Source organism: Nocardia sp. NPDC059240 (genome assembly GCF_042753865.1).
In the GTDB taxonomy this organism is placed as follows: Bacteria; Actinomycetota; Actinomycetes; order Mycobacteriales; family Mycobacteriaceae; genus Nocardia.
Genome location: NZ_JBHZAC010000004.1, coordinates 411,305 through 436,496, shown reverse-complemented (window position 1 = coordinate 436,496; position 25,192 = coordinate 411,305). Strand labels below are relative to the sequence as shown.

The following is a 25,192-nucleotide window of genomic DNA, read 5'->3' as shown; positions in this document are numbered from 1 at the left end:
AGTTTTCCCGGAGCAATAGTTCGCAGGAGGAATGCGCGATGACCACCCCGCAGGAGAAGGCAGCGGCGGCACGGAAGGCAGCGGAGGAGGCGGCGCGGATCGCGGCCGAGGCCGTCGCGGCGGCCGAGGCAGCCGAAAAAGAGGCGGCCGATCAGGAAGCCGCCGAGACTGCGAAAAGCACTGGCGATACTGCGAAAAGCACTGCCGCGAAAGCCGATTCGGCGGCCCCGGACAAGGACGCGGCGGCCGCGCAGGAGATCGCGGCCGGCTACGCCATGGAGGGCCTGGCGCTCGAATTGGGCACCGTCATCACCGGCGGCACCGTGCATCCCGATGCGCGCGTACGGATTCCGATGAAGACCATGAACCGGCACGGCCTGATCGCGGGCGCCACCGGTACCGGTAAGACCAAGACCGTGCAGGGCATCGCCGAACAGCTCTCGGCGGCGGGTGTGCCGGTGGTGGTCGCCGACGTCAAGGGCGACCTGTCGGGTTTGGCGCAGCCGGGTCAGACCAACGACAAGTTGCTGGCGCGTGCCCAGGAGACCGGCGACCCGGACTGGAAACCGCAAGGCTTCCCTTGCGAATTCGTCTCCCTGGGCACCGAGGGCATCGGTGTCCCGATCCGCGCCACCATCACCTCGTTCGGCCCGATCCTGCTCAGTAAGGCGTTGGGGCTCAACGAAACCCAGGAGTCGACGCTCGGCCTGATCTTCCACTGGTCGGATCAGAACGGTCTGGCCCTGCTGGACCTGAAGGATCTGCGCGCCGTGATCCAGTACCTCACGAGTCCGGAGGGCAAGGAGGATCTCAAGGGCATCGGCGGCGTCTCCGCGACGACCGCGGGCGTGATCCTGCGTGCCCTGGTGAATCTGGAGGCCGACGGCGGCGACACCTTCTTCGGTGAGCCCGAACTCGACCCGGCCGACCTCATGCGCACCGCGGGCGGCATGGGCGTCATCACCCTGTTCGAACTGGGTGCGCAGGCCGCGCGCCCGCAGATGTTCTCGACCTTCCTGATGTGGGTGCTGGCCGACCTGTTCCAGACGCTGCCCGAGGTCGGCGATATGGACAAGCCGAAGCTGGTGTTCATCTTCGACGAGGCGCATCTGCTGTTCAACGGGGCGTCCAAGGCGTTCCTGAACCAGGTCGAGCAGACGGTCAAGCTGATCCGGTCCAAGGGTGTCGGCGTGTTCTTCTGCACCCAGTTGCCCACCGATATCCCGAATTCTGTGCTGTCGCAGCTGGGTGCGCGGGTGCAGCACGCCCTGCGCGCGTTCACGCCCGAGGACCAGGCGGCGCTCTCGAAGACGGTCCGCACCTACCCCAAGACCGCCACCTACGATCTCGAAAAGGCGCTCACCTCACTGGGTATCGGTGAGGCGGTCGTGACAGTGCTGTCGGAGAAGGGCGCGCCGACCCCGGTGGCGTGGGCGCGCATGCAGCCGCCGCGTTCGCTCATGGATACCATCGGCGACGACGGAATCCGTTCCCGCGCACAGCAGTCCACGCTGTACGGCAAGTACGGCACCACCGTCGACGCCGAGTCGGCCTACGAGATCCTGACCGAGAAGCTGGCGGCCGCACAGCAGCAGGCCCAGGAACAGGCCCCGGCCAAATCCTCCCGCTCGGCCAAACCGGCCCCCGAGCCGGAGTCCATGGCGGAGAAGATCGTGAACAACCCGGCGTTCAAGAACCTTCTCCGCTCCGCCGCCACCGTCGCCGGTCGCGAGATCAGCCGCAGCATCTTCGGCACGCGTAAACGCTGAGCGATCCCGCCCTTTCGGTCACTCAGTGGCCGATGTCGCGGCACATGAGGTCGTCGATCGTCTCGCGGCGGATCAGCTCGCGGCAGTCGCCGTCGCGGACGGCGACGATGGGCGGGCGGCCCACGCCGTTGTAGGAGGACGCGAGGCTGTGGTGGTAGGCCCCGGTGCAGGGCATGGCGAGGACTTCGCCGGGGCGCAGGTCCGCCGGCAGGCGGACGTCGCGGGCGAGGATGTCGCCCGCCTCGCAGTAGCGGCCCGCGATGGTGGCGGTCATGTGCGGTCCGGTGGGATGCCGGTTGACGACGACGGTCTCGTAGTGCGCGTCGTAGAGCGCGACGCGCGGGTTGTCGCTCATGCCGCCGTCCACCGTCACGTAGGTGTGCCCGTTCTCGACGTGCTTGACCGACAGCACCCGGTAGAGGGTGACGCCCGCGCGGGCGACGATGGCGCGGCCGGGCTCCAGGGAGATGTGCGGGCGCGGGAATCCGTGCCGGGCGCAGGCCGCGTCGAGTGAGTCCTCGATGATGTCGGCCAGTTCGGCCAGGTTCATTTCCGCGTCGCCGCTGCGGTAGGCCACCGCGTGCCCGCCGCCGAGGTCCAGTTCGGTCAGGGTGACGTCGAATTCGTCACGGATGCGGGCCATTTCGGCGATCATCCGGCGCACGGCCTCGCCGTAGGGGAAGGTGTCGTAGATCTGCGAGCCGATGTGGCAGTGCAGCCCCGCGAATTCCAGATTGGGTTGCCGCACAATGCGATCCACCGCCTCCAGCACCGCCTGGCCGCCGATCGGGAAGCCGAACTTCTGATCGGTGACTCCGGTGCGCACGGCCGGATGCCCGTGCACGTCGATATCGGGGGTGACGCGCAGCAGCACTCGCTGTGGCCGGTTGGCCAGCGCGGAGAGCAGGGTGATCTCGGTCAGTGAGTCGACGACGATGCGTCCGACCCCGCAGTTGATCGCGGTCTCCAGTTCGGCGAAGGGTTTTCCATTGCCGTGCAGGACGATTCGCGCCGGATCGGTCCAGGACGACAGTGCCACCGCCAGTTCCCCGGCCGAGCACACGTCCAGCGAGAGGCCCTCGTCGGTGATCCATTCGGCCACTGCCCGGGTGAGCAGCGCCTTGCCCGCGTAGATGATCTCGGCGTCGGGGAACCGCTTGCGGTAGGCCTGGCAGCGGCCGCGTACCTCGCCCTCGTCGAGGACGTAGGTGGGGGTGCCGAATCGGTCGGCGATATCGGACAGGGCGACCCCGCCGATCGTGATGCGTCCCTCGCCGTCGTAGTGGGTGTCCGCGGGCCAGATGGCCGGGTCGAGGCGGGGCATCATGCCCCCGTCACGCAGCGACGGAAAGATCTCGAGCAGCGTCAAGGCTTCTCCTGTGGGTGTCCCCGCTTTCCTTTCTGCGGGGTCACTTCAGGAGTACGCCCGTACCGGTAGCCGGTGAACCTCCGGCTACGCGGCCTTGACGCGGCTCGGTCCGATCCTTACGGCTTGTTGACCTTGGAGGCGGTCACTCGCCCAGTTTCTTGTAGGCGGCTCCCGCCACGACCGAGGTGAGCGAGCGCGGCCCGAACTGCCCGGCCAGGCTCATACCCTTGCTGATCAGGCCCGGAACCACCCGCATCTTGTTGCGGGCGAGCGCGTCGACGGTGATCTTGGCGGTGTGCGCGGCGGTGACCCAGATGAACTCCGGGATCTTGCTGCCCATCTCCTCCTGGTCCGGGTTGTCGGTGCGCACCGGGCCGGGGGCCAGCAGCGTGACGTGCACGCCGGTGCCCTTGAGCTCCCCGCGCAGCGACTCGGAGAAGGTGTTGACGAACGCCTTGCTCGCGGAATACGTGGTGTTGTGCGGGATCGGCATATTGCCCGCGGCGGATCCGGTGATCATGATGCCGCCCGCGCCGCGCTTCAGCATGCCGGGCAGCACGGCCAGCGTAAGGTCGTGCACCGCAACGGCATTGAGTTCCATGATGTCGCGCTCGTAGGCGAGATCCAGCTTGGCCAGCGGTCCGAAGGTGGCCACACCGGCGTTGTTGCACAGGATCGCGATATCGCGGGAGGCCAGTTCCTCGGCCAGCGGGGCGCGCTGTTCGCGGTTGGACAGATCCACCGCGCGCACCTCGGCGACGATGCCGTACCGCTCGGTCAGCCGCTGCGCCAGGTCGGCCAGCAGGTCGCCGCGCCGGGCGACGAGGATCAGCGAGTAGCCCCGGGAGGCAAGCTCTTCGGCGAGGGCGACTCCGATGCCGGAGGAGGATCCGGTGACGACGGCGCGATTGTCAGCAGTGGGTGCAGGCAGGCTCACGACCACGGAGCCTACCTGCCGCACGTTTCGAGATCAGGCGGTGTACTGCGAGATCAGGCGGTGCACTTGGAGATGAGGACGGTGGCCGTGGAGGGTTCGGCACTGCCCAGCGAGACGAACAGCGGGTTCGGGTCGGAACCGCTGGCGGCCAGGGCCGCATGCTCGGCCACGCCGACATTGTTGCCGCGTCCGGTGTAGAGGCGGCCGTCGCGTTCGACGAGGGCCGCACAGCCGTTGGCCCAGTGGATCGCGATGTAGCAGGTGGCGTCGCCGCATTGCTCCATGGCGTGCTGGTCGGCGGTGGCCTGATCCTCGGCATTGAGTGCGATGCCGACGATCCACTGGTCGCCGAGGTCGCCGACCGCGAAGGAACCGTAGTAGTCGTAGTAGCCGGCGTGGGCCGAGCCCATTCCGGCGGTGATCAGCGCGGCCGCGGCGGAGGCGACCACACCGGCGGCGGCCTTACGAGACAGAGGCATAGAGAATTTCTCCCCCAAAGCTGGAAACGGCGAAGGCCCCGCCGGGGAACGGCGGGGCCGGTGGACCGGTGTCGGTCAGTCGGTGCAGCGGGAGTCCAGGACGGTGGCCTGGCTCGGTTCCGCGCTGCCCAGGCTGACCAGGAACGGGGCCGGGTCCGGGCCCGCAGCGGCCAGGGCGTTGCGCGAGGCCTCGACGAGCGACCCGCCCAGACCCCAGTAGAGGTTGCCGTCGCGATCGACGAGCGCGGCGCAGCCGTTCACCCAGCGCACGACGGTGGCGCAGTTGGCGTACTGGCACTGGGCCAGGGCGTGGGAGTCGGCGGCGGCCTGGTCGGGCCGGTTGAGCGAGTAGCCGATGCGCCAGTGGTCGCCCATATCGGCTACGGCGTAGGAGCCGTAGCGGTCATAGTCGGCGTGGGCGGTGCCCATGCTGCCGGTCAGCAGTGCGGCGGCTGCCGAAACAACCATTCCGGCAGCGGTTTTGCGGGACAGATGCATTAGAGAATTTCTCCCCCAGATCGATGAATCACGTGCTCCGCGATCATGGCAGAGCGGTACGACAGTACTGACCAGTTGGATCGGTTGCCGTATCGGTCATTTCGCTTCCGGACGGAACTTCCCGAGCGCCGGCGCTGTTCGCGTGCGCGGAATAGCCGAAAGGCCCCACCGAAATTCGGCGGGGCCTTCGTGGGAAATGTTCAGTCGGCGATGATCGGCTCTTTGGCTTTCGGCTCCATGAAGGCGATGCCCCAGGTCAGATGGCCATGCCAGACGCTGGCGATGCGACCGCCCTGCACGGCCGGTTTGGGGTCGCTGATCGGGCCGCCCGAGGCACGGACGGCGGCGACCGTGGCGTCCAGGTCGGGCGTCAGGAAGGCGACGCCGACCAGTGCGGGCGGCATACCGGAGGTGACCGCCTCGATGAACGGCTCGCCCACCCGATAGAACGCCATCTCCGGACCCTTCGGGCCGCGCGGGAAGAACCGGCGGCGCGGCGGAATCCCCAGGACGGCAGTCAGATTGGTGACCGCCTCGTTCAGGTCGGGGGCCCAGTAGACGACATGGTCGACGGCGGTGACCCCGTTCGGATGCACCGGCGGCCAATCGACCTCCGCCGCAGGGATACCGAGGTAGGGGACGCCGAGCGCGGTGGGCGCGGAGTGGGTTTCGTCGAAACCCCAGGCGGCCTCGCCCAGGGTGCAGTCGACCTGCCCGATCCGGATGTGCCCGTCGCGCAGGGTGAAACCCAATGCCGCCCAGGCCTGCTCGTCTCCGGGCAGGCCCAGGCGGGTGAGGTTCGGCATTACAGGGCCGCCGCCAGCCGGGTGCCCTGATTGATGGCACGCTTGGCGTCGAGCTCGGCGGCGAGGTCGGCACCGCCGATGAGGTGCACCTTCACGCCCGCGTTCTGCAGCGGCTCCTGCAGATCGCGCACGGATTCCTGCCCGGCGCACAGGATCACGTTGTCGCACTCGATGATTCGCGGACGCTGCCGCTTCTCACCGAAGCTGATGTGCAGCCCGCGGTCGTCGATGCGCTCGTAGTTGACGCCGCCGATCTGCTCGACGCCCTTGGCCTTGACCGCGGCGCGGTGCACCCAGCCCGACGTCTTGCCCAGGTCCTTGCCGAAGCTGGACGACTTGCGCTGCAGCAGCACGACATCGCGGGCGGCGGGGGAGGGGCGCGGGGTGGTGAGGAAGCCGGGGATGTTGGGATCGTCGGAGACGCCCCACTCTTCCTTCCACTCGTCGAGCTTGAGGCTGGGATGTCCTTCGACGGTGAGGAATTCGCTCACGTCGAAGCCGATGCCGCCCGCGCCGATGACCGCGACCTTCTTGCCGACCGGCTTGCCCTCGCGCACCAGTTGCGCGTAGGTGAGCACCTTCGGGTGATCGATGCCGGGAATGTTCGGGATGCGCGGCTTCACACCGGTGGCCAGGATGATCTCGTCGTAGCCGCCCGCGATGAGCTGCTCGGCGGTGGCCTTGGTGCGCAGATGCAAACGCACGCCGGTGATTTCGATCTGCCGGGTGTAGTAGCGGATGGTCTCGCTGAACTCTTCCTTACCCGGGATGCGCCGGGCGATGTCGAACTGTCCGCCGATCTTGTCGTCGGCCTCGTACAGGTCCACGTGATGCCCGCGCTGGGCCAGGCTGACCGCGGCGGAGAGCCCGGCCGGGCCCGCGCCGACGACCGCGAACTTACGGGTGCGCCGGGTCGGCAGCAGCTGCAGGTCGGTTTCGTGTCCGGCCCGCGGATTCAGCAGGCAGGAAACGGTTTTGGCCTGGAAGGCGTGATCGAGGCAAGCCTGGTTGCAGGCGATGCAGGTATTGATCTCGTCCGCGCGCGCGTCCTGCGCCTTGCGGGTCCACTCCGGGTCGGCGAGCAGCGGCCGGGCCAGCGACACCAGGTCGCCGTCGCCGCGGGTGAGGATCTCCTCGGCGGTCTCGGGCATATTGATGCGGTTGGACGCGCACACCGGAATGTTCACGATGTCCTTGACCTTGGCGGTCCACTCCACGAACGCGGCGCGCGGCACCGAGGTGACGATGGTCGGCACCCGGGCCTCGTGCCAGCCGATATCGGTATTGATGATGGTGGCGCCGGCGGCCTCCACATCCTTTGCGACGGCGGCGATTTCGTCCCAGGTCTGACCCTTTTCGACGAAGTCGGCCATGGACAGCCGGAAGACGATGATGAAGTCGGGGCCTACCGCCTTGCGTACCCGGCGCACGATCTCACCGGCGATGCGGCGGCGGTTCTCGGCCGAGCCGCCCCACTTGTCCTTGCGCTTGTTGGTGCGCTCGGCCAGGAACTGGTTGATGAAATAGCCTTCACCGCCCATGATTTCGACGCCGTCGTACCCGGCGAACTTGGCCAGCGACGCGCAGCGTGCGTAATCGTCGATGGTCTCCTCGACGCCCTTGCCCGACAGCGCGCGCGGCTTGAACGGGTTGATCGGGGCCTTGATGGCGGAGGCGGAGACGCTGGTCGGCATGTAGGAGTACCGGCCTGCGTGCAGGATCTGCAGCGCGATCTTGCCGCCCTCGGCGTGCACGGCCTTGGTGATGGTGCGGTGCCGGTAGGCCTCGGTCTTGTTGGTCAGTTTCGCGCCGAAGGGCAGCAGCCAGCCGGTGCGGTTGGGGGCGTAGCCGCCCGTGATGATCAGGCCGACACCGCCTTTCGCACGTTCGGCGAAGTAGGCGGCGAGCCGGTTGATGTGCCAGGCCCGATCCTCGAGGCCGGTGTGCATGGAACCCATGACCACGCGGTTGCGCAGCGTGGTGAATCCCAAATCCAGGGGTTCGAACAGGTGCGGGTACGCGCTCATCGCTGAGTGCCTTTCGTTTCGGACGCCTGCGACCGGGCTGTGTCGCGTGCCAAGGCGTCGAGTACTTCGTCGCACCAGTCGATGATCCCTTCCTCGACGCGGATACCGCCGCGGAGGACCAGGTACAGGTGCAGTTTCTTGCCGGAGAGCTGATCCGGCGCGGGGTAGTCCTTCTTTTCGAAGGCGCGGTAGAGGTCGAGTCGATGCTCGTGCTGGTCGCGGTGTCGCTTCACCTCGGCTACGAGAATGGCCGGGTCGACGAGCGAGGCCGCGCGCAGCTTCACGCCCATCTCGTTGCGCATGGGTTCGAGTTCGATGGGCTCGCCGATCCAGCGGATCAATTCGTCCAGACCGGCCTCGGACACGGTGTAGACCTTCTTATCGGGGCGGCCCTCCTGCGGGACCGTCTCCGGGATCACCCAGCCCTGCTCGTCCATGCGCTTGAGCACGCGATAGATCTGCTGGTGGGTAGCGTTCCAGAAGAAGCCGATGGACTTGTCGAAGCGCTGGGCCAGGTCGTACCCCGAGCTGGCGCGTTCGGTCAGCGACACCAGCAGCGCGTGTTCGAGGGCCATGCCGTCAGGATAACTGAGACGCTACGTACTATGCAATTCAGTGCATAGCTTCGAGGGTGTTTCTAAAAGTCGCGACCGTACGGTTTGTCGCCTACGGTTAACGCGCCCGACCTCGGGGCGGATTTCAGAGCGAATCATTCGCTCGCAGGGTCGGGGCGGAGCACACTGTTTTGGCAACCGGGGAGGCAGCCATGCGTACGAAATTCACTCGTTCGAAATTGACCACGGTGGGAGCGGCGGTACTGGTCGCGACATCTGCGATGTTGTTGACCGCATGCAATGACAAGGACGTCAAGGGCTCGCCCGTGACCTCGGTGAGTGCCGTGCCGCTCGGCGGAGCCACCACCGGCGGCGGGGCCGCGCCCGGCTCGACCGACAAGGGCGGCTCGAATTCGCAAGCGACCGTTCGGACAATCGGCAAGACCGGCTGGTACGAGGGCTTCGAGATCACGGTCGACAAGGCCACCGTCACGCCGGATGGTTCCGGCGGCGCGAGCATCCGGGTCGACATCACCTACAAGAACGACACCACCAAGGACAAGACGCTGAGTGCCGCTGCGGGCCTGCAGATCAACGGCGCGATTGATCAGGGTGCGTCCTACGACACCCCGACCGTCCCCGGAAAGGGTTCGGCCGCAGGTGATCTCACCACCTCGGTGAAGAAGTTCGACAGCGCCGATCACCTGCTCGACACCATCAATATCGTGTACGGCACGGCCGCCGAGAATCAGACGATCATCCCGCTGAAGACCGACGCGAAGGTCGACAGCGTCCAGCCCAAGACCCTGAACGTCAGCGGCACCCTGGTGCAGGACCAGACCACCGTCATGATCACCGGCGGTACCCTCACCCCCAGCTACACCAAGGGTGAGCGCAACAAGATGGAAGTGTCGCTGCACATCAAACTGGTTGGGGGCGCGGGCATCAGCGCCGGCGGCTCGAACATCTTCACCGAGTACTTCAGCATCAAGACGCCCGACGGCCAGTCCCTGGTGGCGGACGCGCGGGGCTTCATCGACGAGTTGCTCGACCGCAACCAGACCATCGACAAGGCCGACCTGGTCGCCACCTTCGTGGTCCCGTCCCCGGGCACCGGCAACTACGTGGTGAGCTACGACGCGACCAAGGGTGCGAGCGCCGTTCCCACCTACGCCTTCACCGTCAGCTGAGTTCCGCTGCGCGCCCGGGTATTTCAGGACCCGACGGTCACCCGGGCGCGCAGTCCGGCGGCGAACACCCGCGCCGCTTCCAGATCCGCGGCATCGGGCTTGCCCTTGTTGATCCCGCCGACCAATCGCAGCGGGGCCCACGTATCGAACGCGCGAACCGAGAAGGTGTCGACCACCTCGAACCCGCGCCCGCGGACCAGCCGCGTCATCTGCCAGATCTGAGGCGGGAACCCACTCGTGACATACACGAATGCCTTGCCGCGCTGCTGTTTCGGCAGCGACCGCACAAAGTTGCGCAGCCGCGGGTGGAACCTCTGGTTGAAGATCCCCGATCCGAACCCCACCAGGTCGTAGTCGCCGAGCTCGTCGATCACTACCTGTTCCGGTTCCACCACGGTGGCCTCGAGCACCTCACCCATGGCCTCCGCGACCCGCCGCGTATTCCCATGTGACACCGAAACACACACGATCAGCGCCTTCATCACGCCACCCCTTCGCTCTTGATGTTGCGGACATGCTCTGAGACACCGCCCACGCCGACAATCGTGACATCACCTCCCTGTGTCGATGACCACACCCGATTACTGTTGATCACCATGGGGAGGAAGCGTCACCTGGTGGGTATAGCCGTGTCTGTCGTGCTGCTGGCGGTGGCAGGTTGCGGGCAGGACAACGCACACAACGAACCGGTTCGGCAATCGGCGATCCCGGAGGGCGATCGCTGTCACCCGGTGGAGTTGACCGTGGTGTCCACGGTGGTGTCGACCGTGCCCGACGATCAGTCGGGCGAGCACATCAAAGCCGAGATCCGGATGACCAACACCTCCAATCGCAGCTGCCGGCTCGAGGGGTATCCGGGACTGCGTCTGCGCGACAAGAACTCGAGGTCGAGCGACGTCGAGGTGCATCGCACCGGCGCGGTGACCGGTCCGCTGGACCTGCCGCCCGGCTCGCCGCTGGTCAGCACCCTCGAATACGACACGGCGAGTAGCAGGGACTCCGCTCCTTGCTCGCAGGCCATCGGACTGCTGGTGACACTCCCGGACGAGATCGGCGAGTTCACCGCGCCGATCAACACCTACGGCCCACTCATGTGTGCCGGGCATCCCATCGAGATGGGCCCGCTCGCCGCGGCGGTCTACGGGCTCGACGGCTCGATCTGGACGGGGCAGGAAACCCCCTGTCGGATAGCGGATCTCACCATTGTGACGGGCCGCGACTCCAATCCCGGCATGAGCAAACTGGGATTCGGGGTGAAGGTCACCAACCACACCGATCGCGCCTGCGTCATCGCGGGATATGGTCCGACTCTGCAACTGGTCGACCGCGAGCACAATCTCCAATACCCGGAAGTGCCAAAACAATCCACATCCCCGATTGACGTCAGATCCATCGTTATCCCAGCCGGCAGCACCGGTGTCATGCACGGCGCCTATGTGGACGGCCCGATCTGTGGACCGGAGGGCGAGAAGCCGGTGCCGACCGCATTCCTGCGGGCAGGCGTTCCCGGCGACTCGGCCACGATCGATATTCCCTTCAGCGCGACCGTCTACTGTCACGGCGGTTTGAGCGTGGGCATGCTCATGGCCGACTAGCGGGCGGCACGAAGGGCGAAGGCTGCGGCGACGAGGACGGTGATGCCCTCGGCGATCGCGGTGACGCCGACCGCATGGGCCGCCGACAGCGCGGTGGATCCGGCGACGGTGAGGAAGACCGTGCCGAAGGACGCGATGCCGATCACCACGCCCAGCTGCACGCAAGTCACCAGGATGCCGCTGGCGTCCGCGGCCAGGGCCAGCGGAATCTTGCTGGTGGCGCGGGCCATGAGCGGGCTGAAGGACAGTCCGTAGCCGACACCCATAACGGCGAACACGATCATGTCGAGCACGCCGAAGCCGTGGCCGGTGCGCATCAGCAGGCCCATGATGATCGTGGTGACGGCCGCGATGAGCAGGCCGGCCGGGATCATGGCACGGTGGAAGCGGGCCGGGATGCGCGTCCAATTCAGGCTCACCAGACCGAAAGTCACGCCATTGGGCAGGAACAGCAGCCCCGCGTGCAGCGCGCTGTAGCCCAGGGTGGACTGCAGATGGATGGTGAGCACGAAGATCCAACCACCGAACGTGCACATCACCAGGAACAGGGTGACGGCGGTGGTGGCCAGCCCGGGTGCACGCAGCACCCGATCAGCGAACAGCGGTTCACCACCCCGCCGATGCACCCAGCGCTCCACCAGCGCGAACCCCGCGAAGCCGATCACAGACGCGCCCAGCGTGATCCGAGTCCACACCGGCCAATCCTGCTCGTGCCCCAGCACCAGCGGCACCACCAGCGCCAGCACCGCTGCGGTGAGCACGGCCAAGCCGGGGAGATCCAGCTTGCGATCCACCCGGGCAGTGGCGGGCAGAATCCCCGGCGCGACCGCCAACAGGGCCAGCCCGATCGGCACGTTCACGAGAAACACACCGCGCCAGCCGGTTCCGGCGATGTCGCTGCTCACGATCGCACCGCCCGCGATCTGCCCGACCACCATGCCGCCGGAGATGACAGCCGCATACGCCGAAAGCGCCCGCGCCCGTGTGGTTCCCGTAAACGTCCGCTGAATGAGCGTCATAACCTGCGGCACCATCGCCGCCGACCCCGCACCCTGCAGGAACCGGAACACGATGAGCGATCCCGCATTCCCGGCCAGCCCACACGCCAGCGAAGCAACGGTGAACACCGTGAGCCCAGCAATGAACATGCTGCGCTGCCCGAACCGGTCACCCAGCCGCGCCCCGGTCACCAGCAACACCGCATACGCGATCACATACCCGGAAACAATGAGCTGCAGCCCGGAACCCGTGGCGTGCAGCGAGTTTCGAATAGAAGGAATGGCGACATTAACGATGGAGGCATCCAACACCGCCATGAACTGGCCGAGCAGGATGACGGCCAGCACGGCAAACGGCCGCCTACCGGTTGCCGCGGCGGGAACCGCCACGGGTGAAGCCTGGGTCGAACTCTGTGTCATGGAATGAGCCTGCGGCGCACCGGCAACCGATAACAGGAGCCTGCTTATACGGGTACCCGCACCACCTGGATACTGGTGCTTCGGCTGCAGTTGTGGAGCAGGCCGCGGAAGCTTGTTGGACATTTGGCTGTCGGTGAGAAGTAGGTTGCGCGGTGAAGCGATCACTCCAGCAACGCCTGTGGGCGGTTTCTGTCGTTGTCGTGGGGATCGTGGTCTTCGGGGTGATTGTGATCAAAGCGGAATTCTTTTCGCCACACCACAATCCGTGGGCCGATGCGCCTGCTCCGAGTCCCGACTCGGTCGTTGCGTCGCCGGATCATGGCTGCGGGCGATTTCAACCTGTCGGAGAGGCCGGTACTCCTGACGCGTCGGTGTACTCGACGGGCTACTTGATCACCGTGCCCCAGGGGTCTGTCACCTGTGGTCTTGCTCGGACTGTGATCACGAATGCTTATCTGCGCGTTCAGAATTTCGGTACGGAGTTTGCGGCGGCCGATGGTGGTTGGCGGTGCACGGTAGTCAATCCGTATGGCGGTTCGTCCACGTTGCCGGTTCGTCCGATCGACTGCCACAAGGATTCCGACGAAGTGACTCTCGCCGAGCACCTCGCCTGACGGGTGGCTGGTTATACGGGTACTGACACCACCTGGATACCGGTGGTGGATGGCGTCACCATGGAGTCATGGTGTCTGGTGCGGAGGCGTGTAGCCCGCTGATCGATACGGTTACGGGTGCGGCGGTGCGGAACGGGAATTCGCGGGCGGTGCGGAAGGTGCGGCGGGAGGAGTTGTCGACGTTCCTGAAGTCGCGGCGGGCGCGGATTGCTCCTGGGGATGTGGGATTGCCGGTGGGTACCCGCCGGCGGACGCCGGGGCTGCGGCGTGAAGAAGTCGCGCAGCTCGCTGGGGTGGGCATCACCTGGTACACGTGGCTCGAGCAGGGGCGCGATATCAATTGCAGTGTGCAGGTTCTCGATGCCATCGCCCGGGCGCTGGCTCTGAACGGGGCTGAGCACGCGCATCTGTACCGGCTTGCGGATGTTCCGGCGATTCCGATGCCGGTGGACGAGGAACCGGTTCCGGAGGAGGTGCAGACCATCCTCGATCACCTGCACCCGCTGCCCGCCTCCCTGTTCAGCGCCAAATACGACGTGATCGCCCACAACGCCGCCTATCTCGCGATGTATCCGGTGTTCCTGAGTGGTTCACGCAACGTCCTGCGCAAGGTCTTCCTGGCCGACGAATGCTGCACGCCGTATCCCACGCATTCCGAACCCGACCACCTGGCCCGTATGGTCGGCTACCTGCGCGCCGCCTACGCCCGCAACCTCGGTGACCCGGAATGGACCGGCTTCATCGACGAAATGGTTCGTGACAGCCCACATTTCGCGGAGCTCTGGGCTCGCAACGACGTCGCCCTCCCGCTCGGCCGCACCCGCGTCATCCGCAATATGGCCGTCGGCGAACTGGAGATGTTCATGACCAGCATGTCCCTGCCCTCGATAGCGGGAGCCTGGATGCAGGTCTGGACTCCCGCCGACCCCGCGGCCTGGGACAAACTCCACGCCCTCCTCGCCATGACCCACGCCCAACGCCGCCGCCCCTGGGCCGAGCACGTGGAGACCGTCCACGGCCGCTCTCTCACCTGGCCCGCCGACCCCACCGAACAAGTCCCCGGCCGAGTTCCGGCCTAGTGCCCTGCATCGGGCGTCGGGGGTCAGTAGTCTGCGCTGCATGAGCGACGGCTCCGAGGTGGGCAGCGTGGACGAGGCGGTTGTGGGGCAGGCCACCGGGCGGACGGCGGTGGTGGCGTGGGGGTTGTGGGATTGGGCGGCGGCCTCGTTCAATGCGGTGATTCTGACGTTCGTGTTCTCGGTGTATCTGACCGATCATGTGGGGAAGGGGTTGCCGGGCGGGATTTCGCCCAGTTCGTGGTTGGGGTGGGCGTTGGGGGCAGCGGGGTTGGTGGTGGCGGTGACTGCGCCGGTGGCGGGGCAGTGGTTCGATGCGACGGCGAAACGTAAACGGGCGCTGGGGGTTTTGACGGCGTTCACCGTGGTGATGATGGCCGCCATGGTCTTCGTGCGGGAGGACTATCACTACCTGTGGGTGGGGTTGCTGTTGCTGGCGGTGGGGTCGGCCGCGTTCGAGTTGTCGCATGTGCCGTATTTCGCGATGTTGCGGCAGGTGTCGACGCCGGCCACGGTCGGCCGGATCTCCGGATTCGGTTGGTCGATGGGGTATTTCGGCGGGATTCTGCTGCTGCTGATCTGCTATGTCGGGTTCATCGCGGGTAAGGGGGAGCATCGCGGGCTGCTCGGGGTGCCGATCGCGGACGGGTTGAACATCCGGGTGGTGGCGGTGCTGGCGGCGGTATGGTTCGCGGTTTTCGCGCTGCCGCTGTTCCGTTACGTGCCCGAAGTGCCACGTACCGCAGCAGATCCCGGTGCGGCGGTGCCCGCACGAGCGCTGCTGAGCTCGTATCGCGTGCTCTGGCGGGATATTCGGGAACTGTGGCAGGTCGACCGGCGCACCGTGGGCTTCCTGCTGGCCAGCGCGATCTTCCGGGACGGGCTGGCGGGCGTGTTCACCTTCGGTGCGATCCTGGCCGTGCGGGTGTACGGCATCGCCGATTCGGATGTGTTGTTGTTCGGTATCGCCGCGAATGTGGTTGCGGCACTGGGCGCCTTGGTGGGCGGACGGTTCGACGACCGGACCGGTCCGAAGTCGGTGATCGTCACCGCGCTGATCGGCATGATCATCTGTGGGGCGTTCCTGTTGGTGGTCTCGGGACCGCTCATGTTCTGGATCTTCGGCCTGCTGCTGACCGTATTCGTCGGTCCCGCACAGGCTTCGGCGCGCTCGTTCCTGGCCCGGCTGGCCCCGCCGGGACGTGAGGGCCAGCTGTTCGGCCTCTACGCCACCACGGGCCGGGCCGTATCGTTTCTCGCCCCAACCCTTTTCGGCTTCTTCGTGTGGGCTTTCGATGCCGAGCGTGCGGGCATCGTCGGCCTGCTGCTGGTCTTGATCGTCGGCTTGATGTTGCTGCTACCGGTTCGCGGAGATGACTTGCGCGGCCGTTGAACCCGAATCAGGGCTGCCAGGAACCCATGCCGAGGGCGATGAGCCGCACCTGGAGCACCGCGCGTTCGACGGTGCGCCCGCTCTCCCGGGATTCGGCCATCAGATAGTCGGCGATCCGGTCGGCGACCGTCGAGACGATGAGGTCGGAGGCCAGTTCCAGATCGTCGGGTGACCAGGCGTCCAGCGCCCGCACCCGCGACAGGTCGACCACCAGTTCCCGCTCGATGAGCTGCATTTCGACCGAAATGGCCCCGCGTAGCGCCGCCGAGCCGCCGTGGCGTTCACGAATGAGGAAGCCCCACAGGTCACGATTGCCGTCGACCTGCTCGAACACGAAGCGCACGGTCTGTGCCAGCGTCGAATTCGGGGTGCGCCGCATTTCCCGCAGCGCCAGGCGCAATTGCCGCACGCCCGCCTCGACCAGTGTGGTGCCGAGCTCGTCGAGCGAGGTGAAGTGCCGATAGAACGCGGTCGGCACGATGCCGGCCGAGCGGGCGATCTCCCGTAGCGAGAGGGCGGCGAAGCCGCGGTCGGCGGCCAGGGCGAGGGTGCCGTCGAGCAGTGCGGCGCGGGTGCGCTCCTTGCGTTCGCCTCGGGTAGCTGCCTGCTCGCTCACGTCGATGAGCATACATGCGTTCACATTCGTTCCATTCGTGAGATGTCGTGTGGGTCACACGAACTGCCGGTTGAACTGGAGTGGCTTCACCGGGCACACTATCTCAGTGTACAGATGTGCACCGAAATCCAGGAGGCTCGCATGGTCGGACTACTCGACCTCGTGCAGAAGACCATGACCACCCCGCACCCGCTGGACCGCTACCTGGAGTTGGTCCGCCCCACCCTGGCCCGCGGCGCGATGCGCGCGGAGATCACCCATGTGCGGCGCAGCGCGGTCGGATCGGTCACCCTGACGCTGAAGCCGGGTCGGCAGTGGGCCGGGCATATCGCGGGGCAGTACATCCAGATCGGTGTGGTGATCGACGGCGTCCGTCACAACCGCTGCTATTCGCCCGTCAATGCCGACGGCCGCCGCGACCGGCACATCGAGCTCACCATCAAGGCGCACCCGCAGGGGCTGGTCTCGAACCACCTGCACGAGAACGCGATTCCCGGCATGGTGATCGATCTCGAGCCCGCCGCCGGCGTCTTCCACCTGCCCACCCCGCGCCCGGAACAGATCGTGCTGATCAGCGGCGGCAGCGGCATCACCCCCGTGCTGTCCATGCTGCGCACCCTCGCCAACGAGGGCTACAAGGGTCGCATCCTGTTCCTGCATTACAACCGTTCTCCCGAATTCGTGCCGCATCGCCAGGAGCTCGAGGCGATCGCCATGCAGCACGGCAATGTCCGCGTCGAATTCCGCTACCCGGAGACCCAGCGCCACGCCAACTTCGGCTACGACGAGCTGGAATCGCTCGCGCCCTGGTTCCCCATCGCGCAGACCTACCTGTGCGGTCCGCCCGGACTGATGGCCGCCGTCCGCACCGTCTACGAGGCCGAGCAGCTCGGCGACCGGCTGCACAGCGAGGAGTTCACCCTGGCCACGGCCGTGGTGGACGCCGACGCCGAAGGCAAGCTGACCTTCTCCGACAGCGGCGTGGTCGCCGAGAACTCCGGTGAATCCCTGCTCGACCAGGCCGAATCCGCGGGCTTGAAGCCGCAGTACGGCTGCCGCATGGGCATCTGCTTCACCTGCACGGCCGTCAAGCGCAGCGGCTGCACCCGCAATCTGCGCACCGGGGAGCTCGACAGCGACCCGGATCAGCCCATCCAGCTCTGCATCAACGCCCCCGTCGGGGACGTCGACATCGCTCTTTGAGATAGATCTGAAAAGGGGAATCCAATGGCTATTCTCACCGAGACCACCGAAGGCCCGCTCGTCCTGTCCGTCGATCAGGTCGAGGAGATCGGCCGCGAGCTCGACGCGCTGCGCGCCCGCATCACCGCCGACCTCGGCGACGCCGACCGCGAGTACATCTACAACGTCATCCGCGCCCAGCGCGGCTTCGAGATCGCCGGCCGTGGCCTGCTCTACCTGGGCTTCCTGCCCCCGTTCTGGCTGGCCGGCGTGGCCGCGCTGAGCATCTCCAAGATTCTCGACAATATGGAGATCGGCCACAACGTCATGCACGGCCAGTGGGACTGGATGCGTGAGCCGACCCTGAATTCCCAGGTCTTCGAATGGGATACGGTCTGCCCGGCCGACCAGTGGCGGCACTCGCACAACTACATGCACCACACCTACACCAACATCCTCGACATGGACCGCGACATCGGTTACGGCATCCTGCGCATCGACGAGGCGCAGAGCTGGAACGTGCTGCGACTGGGCAACCCGCTCTACGCGTTCATGCTCATGCTGGCCTTCGAGTGGGGCGTGATGGGTCACGACCTCGAGGTCGAGAACATCGTGCGCGGCAAGAAGTCCTGGTCGGAGATCAAGACGCTGGTCAAGGGACAGTGGCGCAAGGCCAGCCGGCAGGTGCTCAAGGACTACGTGGTGTTCCCGGCGCTGACCGGACCGCTGTTCCTGTCCACGCTGACGGCCAACTTCACCGCCAATATCGTGCGCAACCTGTGGACCTTCTCGATCATCTTCTGCGGGCACTTCCCGTCCGGCGTACAGACGTTCACCCAGGACGAGTGCGCCGAGGAGACCCAGGGTGAGTGGTACGTCCGGCAGATGCTGGGCTCGGCCAATATCAAGGGCTCCAAGCTGTTCCACATCATGTCCGGCAATCTGTCGCACCAGATCGAGCACCACCTGTTCCCGGACCTGCCGGCCAACCGCTACCCGGAGATCGCGCCCGAGGTGGCCGCGCTGTGCGAGAAGCACGGCCTGCCCTACAACACCGGAGGCTTCTCCCGGCAGATCGGTTCGGTCTGGGGCAAGCTGTTCAAGCTGGCGCTGCCGCCGTTCCTGGTCAAGAATTCAGCTGGGCCCGGTGTTATCGTGATGCGGCGGGGGGCGAGCACGGAATCGGATACCCGAGCGAGCGCGGCATCGCATACAGAAGTGGGCGTGTGAATGATTTCCAAATTCGAGAGCAACAAGGATCTGATCCAGGAATTGACGTCGTCCGGAGCGCGGCACGTCGGCAATATCGCCTCGATCATCACCGGCACCGTCGCCGAGGTGACGCGCGAGATCGGTGACTGGATCACCGACGCCATCGAGATGCGTGAGGCCGCCGCGGCCGCCGAGCAGGACGCCCGCGCCCAGCGCGCGGAAGCTGAGAGCCTGGCCGACGACCTCGACGACGACTTCGACGAGACTCCGGAACCCGCACCCGCCCAGGACAATTCGGCAACGAAGCCGGTCGTGAGCGAGCGCGTGGACGCCGATTTCATCGACGCCGAAGTCATCGACCCCCGCTAGACGCGATGCTCTTGGGGTTTCACCAAGTCGGAAGTCGCCTGCGGTGCTGGGCGACTTCCGTGATCAGATCCCGATAGCCGTCGGCGAGCTCGGCGAGCCGGTACCACTGCAGGTGGGCTTCCGTGTCCACGCCGCGGTGGGGCCGGTCCTCGCTGATGCGGTGCGCGCCGGCCCGTCGCCGGGTTCGCCCGTCGGCTGCTTTCGGATTCCGTATCGGTTCCTGACCGTTGTTGCCCGGTTCCTGACCGTTGTTGCCCAGGGCCCGTTGTGCGACAACCCATTTCGCGGCCATGCGGTCGATCACCGCGCCGAGGGTCTCGGTGTGCAGGGAGGCGCCGGCGCGGTGCGGGATATTGGCCGCCACCCAGTCGTCGATGCGGGTGACCAGATCGTCGCGCTGGATGTCGATCTTGTCGATGCGGTGGGTCCAGTCGGCGACATCGTCGGGGGTGGCGTCGGCGGCATGTGCCGCGTCGAGGGCGCGATGTCGATTCTCATGGCATCGCACCAGCTCGTGGGCTGATTCGAGGATGTCGCGATCGGAGCGATCGGAGCCGATGGGTTCCCGGAAGGCGCGCAACAGCGTTGATGGCGATGGGAGTTCGGCCCCGAATCCCGCTCCGGTGTAGTCGGTTGCCATGAAAATCCCACCCTCGCCGTCGCATGCTTGGATGCGCCAGGGCCGAGGGGGTTTCGGGGAGGGGCTCCCCTCGGCTCCGGCGCAGCCCCGCACCCGGAACGCAACAGCCCACCACCAGCGACACGGTGAAGTAACCGGGAAATCCGCGACGATGCGGTGAGAAGACTGTCCGATAATGCGGGACATATTCAGGAAAGCGCGATAGTCGGAGGGGCGCAACCATCCGGCGCGTGATCGTCGAAGCTGCCTGAAAATTGTTATACAGCATTACAAGACGGTCACATGGGCGCTGCGGTTGAAGGCTGATCGACACCTGCGCGGGCGGCGAGTGAGATGGGTTCGATCACCGGCCGCCACCGGTACGCGCCCTGTGCCGCGCGAGATCGGTTACCGAGGCTTATGAATAGCTATCTGTGCGGCGCGCCGGGGGCGCGACGCGCCTTGGTCCATTAGCCTCGGTATTCGTGCCCGCCTATGCGTCTTCGCCGGAGCTGCGATTCGGTTTCATGTTCGCGCTGGAAGACCCCGAGCGAATTGCCGAAGTCGTCCGGAATCTGATTGTTCGCCGGACGGTGTCGGTGTTCCGTCTCGCGCATCTGTCCGACGACAACGGACCGCCCGACCGATTCGTCGTCAACTGGGGAGCCCTCCCGCAGATCGCCATCACCACCACCGCGCCGGACCCCGACGAATTGCGTTCCAGCGGAACGATGCTGGTCAACGCGTTTCTCGGCGAGGACGGCGAGGTGAGTCTCTACTCGCAGGGCGCCGCGCCGCCGCAGTAGAAACTGGACAGTTCTCTCTCATGTGACGGGCCACACACCCCGTCTTAGCAACCTCTTAGCTACAGAAAAGGTTCGCCTAAGAAACGGTCGGCAGTGTGGGCCCAGTCGTCGAGCGGAAATCCCGAGCGGCGGCGTCACTAGAGAGAGGTTGAAACATGATCCCGGTTATCATCGACACTGGTTCCGCTGCACTGAACGGCGTTCTGAACACCGGTAGCGCCGCCCTGGGCGGCCTCCTCAACACCCTCTGGACCGGTTCTTTCGGCCGCTAATTCGCGTTACGCGAAGGGTTTTCGGGCAATCGCCCCGGGTGCCGTCGGCACCCGGGGCGATTTTTGGTCAACCGGCGAGAGCAGGGGTGCGCCGCGAGCGCAGAATCTGCTCGAGCAGCGCCACCAGCACCGATTTCACCGATTCCCGATCGCGGGCATCGCAATCCATCAGATGCACGGTAGGGGCCAGATCCAGGGCCTCGCGCACCTCCTCGAGGTCGAAGCGCGATCCGGTCTCGAATCGGTTGACGGCCACCACGAACGGGGTGCGGCGCTGTTCGAAGAAGTCCAGCACCGGATAGCAGTCCTCGACGCGACCCGTGTCGACCAGGATGACCCCGCCCAGCGCGCCGTCGAGCAGGTCGTCCCAGAGGAATTCGAAGCGTTCCTGGCCGGGCGTGCCGAACAGATAGAGCACCAGACTGGTGTCGAGGGTGATGCGGCCGAAGTCCAGCGCCACGGTGGTGGTGGTCTTGCCGGTGGCCAGGCCCGGATCGTCCACCCCCATCGACACTTCGGTCATGGCGGCCTCGGTGGCCAGCGGTTCGATCTCGGAGATGGCCCCGATGAAGGTGGTCTTCCCGACACCGAAGCCGCCGCTGGTCACGATCTTCACCGACGACGCCAGTGGGGGATTGTCAGAGGTTCCGTACAAGGTCCCGGATCCTTTCCAGAGCAGCGGTGGAGAGTTCGTCGGTGCCGCCCACCGACACGTGTCCCGCGGACACCAGGTCGCTGACCAGCACCCGGGCCACCCCGATCGGAACCCGCAGGGCGGCACCGATTTCGGCGATCGAGTGCGGGCGCTGGCACAGTCTTACCACCCGTTCGAGCTCGAAGCGTAATGGCGCGGAAAGCGCTGCGGGAGTGGCGCGTACGAGGGTCTCGATGCGGAGCCCGTCGACCACCGGGGTGGTGCGGCCGGAGGTCATCATGAAAGGCCGCACGACCTGCTCTTCGGCCTCGGCGAATCCCTTTTCCCGCAAGGCATCTCCGTCGGACGCTGCGGCGCCGGACCACCCGGTGGGGCGGGTGAGCGCGATCATGCGCTCGTCCGGAAGCCGGTGCGAATCGTTCATCGGCTCAGCGATTCCCGCAACTCGGAGATCAGGGCGGGAGTCAGCAGTGCACCGGCCCGGTCGGCGAGTACCGCCATCTGATAGCCGACCAGGCCGATATCGGCGGCCATATCGGCGATCACGCCGATGCAGCTGCCGTTGGCCATCGAGGACACCAGTAGGAAGCCGCGCCCCATCTCGATCATGATCAGCCGCAGACCGTCGAAATCGTAACTGCGCGAGGCGCTTCGGCCGAGGCTGGTGAGCCCGGAGACGATGGCGGCGAGCCGGTCGGCGGCCGAGCGGTCCAGGCCCGCTGACATCGCCATGAGCAGACCGTCGGAGGACACCGCCACGGCGTCGCGCACGCCGTCGGTGGTGCGCACGAAGTCGGCCAGCAGCCAGTTGAAGGTGTGCGGATCGGTGTCGGTGTAGTGGGTTGTCACCCGTGGTCCCTCCTATGCTTTCGATCCGGGTACGGGCGGTTCGCCGCCCAGCCCGCGTTGATGCCCGTTCCGGAATCCGGCGAGCATGCTGCGCACCTGGTCGGGTGAGCGGCCCGCACTCCCTGATGCGGATTGCTCGGCTGCTGGTGTGTTGCCCTGCGCGGGCGCTGATCCGTTGCTCTGCGTGGGTTCCGAATTCTCGTGAGTCTTCCTGGTGCGCTTGACGAGACCGTTTCGCGTACGTTGCACCCCGGGGACGGCTCCCGAAACCTCCGCCTCGGCGCTCGGTGAGCCCGCCGAAACCGGGCGCACCGCACTCCCGTTCACCGGGGCCGCAATCGGCTGTGGCGGCGCGGTGGCGACCGCCGCACCGTTGCGCGGCGCGTCGGACCGAAGCGCCGCGGGCTGCGGCCCGACCGGCTGGGGTGCGCCGATCTGCGGGAGCGCGAACGATCCGGTGGCGGGGCCGCCGAGCAGCCGCTCGGCCGCGGTGGCATGCGATGGCCCAGCGGTAGCGCCCACTGATGGTCCAGCGGTAGCGCCCTGCCCGGCCGTGGCGGCGGCGGGTTCGGTGGCGGCGACCGGTTGCTCCGCCTCGGTCGGCGCGGCGGGGCCCGATGGTGGCGTGCCGCTGAATGATGCTGCGCTGCTGTCGAACACGCGGCCGCTCCCGAGCGCCTGACCGCTCGCGAAGACGTGGTCGGTGCCGAACACGGTGGCGGTATCGAACAAGGGATCGGTGGCCGCAGGTGCCGCGGGAACCGATTGTTCGCCGCCGCCGGGCGTGGAACTGTGCCGCCCGCGGGTGGGTTCCGGCATGGCGTCCGAGACCGTCGGAAGCTGGGCTCCCACAGCGTGTTTGGCATCCACGGGCGGTGCGGGCCGTTCGCTGGCGGGATCGCCCAGCAGTTCGGCGGGCAGCAGCATCCGCGCCACCACGCCACTGGTCGGCGAAACGGTCAGCTCGACCTCGACGCCCAGCCGCCGGGCCAACCGGCCGACGACGTAATGGCCGAGGAAGCGGGTCGGCGCGACGAGGAAGTCGGCCTCACCGCAGAGCCGGGCATTGGCGGTGGCGAGCTGGTCGGGCGGCATGCCGACGCCGTGATCGACGACGGCGATCATGTACTTCGCGCCGAGTCGCCGCCCGTAGATCTCCACCTCGAGGTCGGGTGGTGAGAACGACAGCCCGTTCTCGATGAGTTCGGCCAGCATGTGCGCGACCTCGCTGACATGTGCGCCCGCGATGGCGGTTTCGTCCACCCGGCGCAGCACCACGCGGCGGTAGTCGTCGACCTCCGAGAGACCGGCGCGGATGACGTCGGTCAGCGGAATGGGTTTGGACCAGCGGCGCGGGCTGGACTCGCCGACCAGCACCAGCAGGCTTTCGGCATTGCGGCGCATGCGGGTGGCCAGATGGTCGAGCTCGAACAGATTGCCCAGCGCGCTGGGGTCGAGTTCCTCGCGCTCGAAATCACTGATCAGCCCGAGCTGGCGACGCACCAGGTTCTGATTGCGCCGCGCCAGGTTGGCCATGGACTCGGTGGTGTTGCGGCGCAGCCGGGCCTGGGCGGAGGCGAGTTCGTAGGCGGTGGTCTGCACCCGGTCCAGCGCGCGCGCCACGGAAGCGATCTCCGCCCCGGCGTTCTCATCGGCGCGCACCGGTTCCGGCGGGTCGGGGTCGGCGGACTCGGAGTCCTGCCAGGCGGCGATGAGTTGCGGAAGTCGTTGCCCGGCGACCAGATCGGCCTCGTCGGCGAGTTCGGCCAGCGGCCGTACGATGGCCCGCACGCTGGCCACCACCAGCGCCACCTCGGCGGCGATGGCGAGTGCGGCGGCCAGCACGTAAAGCCCCAGGCGCAGGGCGGCGTCGCGGCGCAGATCGCTTGCCCGGGAGGTGATCTGGTCGCCTACGCTGCGCTGCACCTGGCGCTGGCCGTCGATGACGGCGCTCATATCGCGCCACCAGTCCCCGTCGTTCACGGGTTCGGTGAGTGGCCCGCGCTCGGAGCCGATGGCGACGGTTTCGGCTTCGCCCGCGCGCACCGCGGCGTCCGTCCGCGTGGCGTCGGCCAGCAGGGAGCGCTGCTCGGGGGTGGCATCACGTTCGAAGGCGGTTACCGCGGCTTGCTTGGCGGCGCGAATATCGAGGAACTTGACGTACTCGCCGGGCCCGAAGCCGCCCGCGGCGAAGACGCCGTTGAGGAATCCGCGTTCCTGCCCGGTGAATTCCTTGACGTCGCCGAGCGCGTAGAGGGTTTCCAGTCCGCGCCACAGCTGGCCGTCGGGCGCGTTGTCCAGGCCCGGTCGCGTCTGGTTCAGGGCCGCGATCGCATTGGTATAGAAGCTGAACGAGGCCGACCGGTCGGCGCGGCCGGCGTCCACGTCGGCGCGGTTGGCGGTCACCCCGGAGAACTGCCCGAGCGCGGTGCGCACCAGATCCGCGCCCGGCGGCGTACCGGCCAGCGTCGAATTCAGTTCCTGCAGTGCGCTGTCGGTGGCCATCCGCTGATTGCCCAGCGCCGGTCGCGAGGCCGCGTCACCGGCTAGCAGGCCGTTGGTGAGGCCGCGTTCGCGCTGCACCTCGTGCACCAGGTCCTGGACGTCGAGTGCCAGGTGAACCGCGCGGGTGGTGTCGCCGGTTTCGCGATATCCGCCGACTTCGCGGGCGACGATGACCGTCAGCAGCGCCAGTACCAGCGCCACCGACACGATCAGAATCCGGCGTAGCCGGGCCCGAATGGTGCGGGGCCGCAATATTTCCAGGCTCGGCGGCAGCTTCGCATCACCCGATGGCAACGCCTTTGCCGGACGCAATTTCACTCCGTCTCCCGTAACTCAGCTGGTGTGCCGACCCGAGCCGCGCACTTGGAGAATGGTCAGCAAC

Annotated in this window: 25 protein-coding genes; 10 read left to right on the top strand and 15 right to left on the bottom strand. The window is 66.8% G+C overall.

Annotation, left to right across the window (positions count from 1 at the left end; translation table 11 throughout):
- Positions 1 to 38: 38 nt before the first annotated feature.
- Positions 39 to 1,769, top strand: coding sequence for a helicase HerA-like domain-containing protein (locus tag ACFXHA_RS16675; RefSeq protein ID WP_379357483.1), 1,731 nt, complete (start codon positions 39 to 41; stop codon positions 1,767 to 1,769).
- Positions 1,770 to 1,791: 22 nt separating this feature from the next.
- Here the strand turns inward: ACFXHA_RS16675 and lysA are convergent, their stop codons facing one another.
- From lysA to ACFXHA_RS16640, 7 genes are all read right to left on the bottom strand, one after another.
- Positions 1,792 to 3,138, bottom strand: coding sequence for a diaminopimelate decarboxylase (lysA, locus tag ACFXHA_RS16670; protein ID WP_379357481.1), 1,347 nt, complete (start codon positions 3,136 to 3,138; stop codon positions 1,792 to 1,794).
- 142 nt (positions 3,139 to 3,280) lie between these two features.
- On the bottom strand, positions 3,281 to 4,075 hold the full coding sequence (cmrA, locus tag ACFXHA_RS16665; protein ID WP_379357479.1) for a mycolate reductase: 795 nt from the start codon (positions 4,073 to 4,075) through the stop codon (positions 3,281 to 3,283).
- A gap of 53 nt (positions 4,076 to 4,128) precedes the next feature.
- Positions 4,129 to 4,554, bottom strand: coding sequence for a DUF4189 domain-containing protein (locus tag ACFXHA_RS16660; RefSeq protein ID WP_379357478.1), 426 nt, complete (start codon positions 4,552 to 4,554; stop codon positions 4,129 to 4,131).
- A gap of 75 nt (positions 4,555 to 4,629) precedes the next feature.
- Positions 4,630 to 5,022, bottom strand: coding sequence for a DUF4189 domain-containing protein (locus ACFXHA_RS16655; protein ID WP_379357477.1), 393 nt, complete (start codon positions 5,020 to 5,022; stop codon positions 4,630 to 4,632).
- Positions 5,023 to 5,252: 230 nt separating this feature from the next.
- The gene (locus ACFXHA_RS16650) at positions 5,253 to 5,858 is read right to left on the bottom strand and encodes a VOC family protein (RefSeq protein WP_379357476.1); all 606 of its coding nucleotides are present in this window, start codon (positions 5,856 to 5,858) and stop codon (positions 5,253 to 5,255) included.
- Positions 5,858 to 7,885 carry an FAD-dependent oxidoreductase gene (locus ACFXHA_RS16645; RefSeq protein WP_379357474.1) on the bottom strand — a complete coding sequence of 676 codons (2,028 nt, stop codon included), beginning with the start codon at positions 7,883 to 7,885 and terminating at the stop codon, positions 5,858 to 5,860. Before ACFXHA_RS16645 ends, ACFXHA_RS16650 begins: the two co-directional genes overlap by 1 nt.
- Positions 7,882 to 8,460: a PadR family transcriptional regulator gene (locus ACFXHA_RS16640; RefSeq protein WP_379357472.1), complete on the bottom strand. Its 579-nt coding sequence runs from the start codon at positions 8,458 to 8,460 to the stop codon at positions 7,882 to 7,884. The genes ACFXHA_RS16645 and ACFXHA_RS16640 overlap by 4 nt, the downstream gene beginning before the upstream one ends.
- A gap of 191 nt (positions 8,461 to 8,651) precedes the next feature.
- On the opposite strand from ACFXHA_RS16640, the gene ACFXHA_RS16635 reads away from it, so the two are divergent.
- The gene (locus ACFXHA_RS16635) at positions 8,652 to 9,629 is read left to right on the top strand and encodes a hypothetical protein (protein ID WP_379357470.1); all 978 of its coding nucleotides are present in this window, start codon (positions 8,652 to 8,654) and stop codon (positions 9,627 to 9,629) included.
- Positions 9,630 to 9,652: 23 nt separating this feature from the next.
- On the opposite strand, the gene ACFXHA_RS16630 is transcribed toward ACFXHA_RS16635, so the two are convergent.
- The gene (locus ACFXHA_RS16630; protein ID WP_379357468.1) at positions 9,653 to 10,111 is read right to left on the bottom strand and encodes a flavodoxin family protein; all 459 of its coding nucleotides are present in this window, start codon (positions 10,109 to 10,111) and stop codon (positions 9,653 to 9,655) included.
- A 114-nt stretch (positions 10,112 to 10,225) separates the two neighbouring features.
- Here ACFXHA_RS16630 and ACFXHA_RS16625 point away from each other — a divergent pair, with 114 nt between their 5' ends.
- Positions 10,226 to 11,224: a DUF4232 domain-containing protein gene (locus ACFXHA_RS16625; RefSeq protein WP_379357466.1), complete on the top strand. Its 999-nt coding sequence runs from the start codon at positions 10,226 to 10,228 to the stop codon at positions 11,222 to 11,224.
- Here the strand turns inward: ACFXHA_RS16625 and ACFXHA_RS16620 are convergent.
- Positions 11,221 to 12,642, bottom strand: a complete 1,422-nt coding sequence (locus ACFXHA_RS16620; RefSeq protein ID WP_379357464.1) for an MFS transporter — start codon at positions 12,640 to 12,642, stop codon at positions 11,221 to 11,223. The two genes, ACFXHA_RS16625 and ACFXHA_RS16620, sit on opposite strands and share 4 nt — an antisense overlap.
- A 152-nt stretch (positions 12,643 to 12,794) precedes the next feature.
- Between ACFXHA_RS16620 and ACFXHA_RS16615 the strand changes: the two genes are divergently transcribed.
- The 3 genes from ACFXHA_RS16615 (at position 12,795) to ACFXHA_RS16605 (ending at position 15,725) form a co-directional block, all read left to right on the top strand.
- Positions 12,795 to 13,256 (top strand): hypothetical protein, encoded by a 462-nt coding sequence (locus ACFXHA_RS16615; RefSeq protein WP_379357462.1) that lies wholly within the window; start codon positions 12,795 to 12,797, stop codon positions 13,254 to 13,256.
- A 68-nt stretch (positions 13,257 to 13,324) separates the two neighbouring features.
- Positions 13,325 to 14,335: a helix-turn-helix transcriptional regulator gene (locus tag ACFXHA_RS16610; RefSeq protein WP_379357460.1), complete on the top strand. Its 1,011-nt coding sequence runs from the start codon at positions 13,325 to 13,327 to the stop codon at positions 14,333 to 14,335.
- Between the two features lie 40 nt (positions 14,336 to 14,375).
- On the top strand, positions 14,376 to 15,725 hold the full coding sequence (locus ACFXHA_RS16605; RefSeq protein ID WP_379357458.1) for an MFS transporter: 1,350 nt from the start codon (positions 14,376 to 14,378) through the stop codon (positions 15,723 to 15,725).
- Positions 15,726 to 15,732: 7 nt separating this feature from the next.
- Here the strand turns inward: ACFXHA_RS16605 and ACFXHA_RS16600 are convergent, their stop codons facing one another.
- Positions 15,733 to 16,353 carry a TetR family transcriptional regulator gene (locus tag ACFXHA_RS16600; protein ID WP_379358304.1) on the bottom strand — a complete coding sequence of 207 codons (621 nt, stop codon included), beginning with the start codon at positions 16,351 to 16,353 and terminating at the stop codon, positions 15,733 to 15,735.
- 129 nt (positions 16,354 to 16,482) lie between these two features.
- On the opposite strand from ACFXHA_RS16600, the gene ACFXHA_RS16595 reads away from it, so the two are divergent.
- The 3 genes from ACFXHA_RS16595 to ACFXHA_RS16585 are packed head-to-tail and all read left to right on the top strand — an operon-like array spanning position 16,483 to position 19,104.
- Positions 16,483 to 17,544 carry a ferredoxin reductase gene (locus tag ACFXHA_RS16595; RefSeq protein WP_379357456.1) on the top strand — a complete coding sequence of 354 codons (1,062 nt, stop codon included), beginning with the start codon at positions 16,483 to 16,485 and terminating at the stop codon, positions 17,542 to 17,544.
- 24 nt (positions 17,545 to 17,568) lie between these two features.
- Positions 17,569 to 18,753, top strand: a complete 1,185-nt coding sequence (locus ACFXHA_RS16590) for a fatty acid desaturase family protein (protein WP_379357454.1) — start codon at positions 17,569 to 17,571, stop codon at positions 18,751 to 18,753.
- Complete coding sequence (locus ACFXHA_RS16585) at positions 18,754 to 19,104, top strand: hypothetical protein (RefSeq protein ID WP_379357452.1); 351 nt, start codon at positions 18,754 to 18,756, stop codon at positions 19,102 to 19,104.
- A gap of 19 nt (positions 19,105 to 19,123) precedes the next feature.
- Here ACFXHA_RS16585 and ACFXHA_RS16580 read toward each other — a convergent pair whose 3' ends face one another.
- A complete protein-coding gene (locus tag ACFXHA_RS16580) occupies positions 19,124 to 19,744 on the bottom strand; it encodes a DUF4254 domain-containing protein (protein ID WP_379357450.1) in 621 nt (206 codons plus the stop codon).
- 464 nt (positions 19,745 to 20,208) lie between these two features.
- Here ACFXHA_RS16580 and ACFXHA_RS16575 point away from each other — a divergent pair, with 464 nt between their 5' ends.
- Positions 20,209 to 20,529, top strand: coding sequence for a hypothetical protein (locus ACFXHA_RS16575; protein WP_379357448.1), 321 nt, complete (start codon positions 20,209 to 20,211; stop codon positions 20,527 to 20,529).
- A 339-nt stretch (positions 20,530 to 20,868) separates the two neighbouring features.
- Here ACFXHA_RS16575 and ACFXHA_RS16570 read toward each other — a convergent pair whose 3' ends face one another.
- From ACFXHA_RS16570 to ACFXHA_RS16555, 4 genes are read right to left on the bottom strand one after another with little or no spacing between them, the layout of a single operon-like run.
- Positions 20,869 to 21,429 (bottom strand): ATP/GTP-binding protein, encoded by a 561-nt coding sequence (locus ACFXHA_RS16570; protein WP_379358302.1) that lies wholly within the window; start codon positions 21,427 to 21,429, stop codon positions 20,869 to 20,871.
- Positions 21,430 to 21,439: 10 nt separating this feature from the next.
- On the bottom strand, positions 21,440 to 21,880 hold the full coding sequence (locus ACFXHA_RS16565; protein WP_379357446.1) for a DUF742 domain-containing protein: 441 nt from the start codon (positions 21,878 to 21,880) through the stop codon (positions 21,440 to 21,442).
- The gene (locus ACFXHA_RS16560) at positions 21,877 to 22,305 is read right to left on the bottom strand and encodes a roadblock/LC7 domain-containing protein (RefSeq protein WP_379357444.1); all 429 of its coding nucleotides are present in this window, start codon (positions 22,303 to 22,305) and stop codon (positions 21,877 to 21,879) included. Before ACFXHA_RS16560 ends, ACFXHA_RS16565 begins: the two co-directional genes overlap by 4 nt.
- 12 nt (positions 22,306 to 22,317) lie before the next feature.
- Complete coding sequence (locus ACFXHA_RS16555) at positions 22,318 to 25,128, bottom strand: nitrate- and nitrite sensing domain-containing protein (RefSeq protein ID WP_379357442.1); 2,811 nt, start codon at positions 25,126 to 25,128, stop codon at positions 22,318 to 22,320.
- Positions 25,129 to 25,192: the final 64 nt, after the last annotated feature.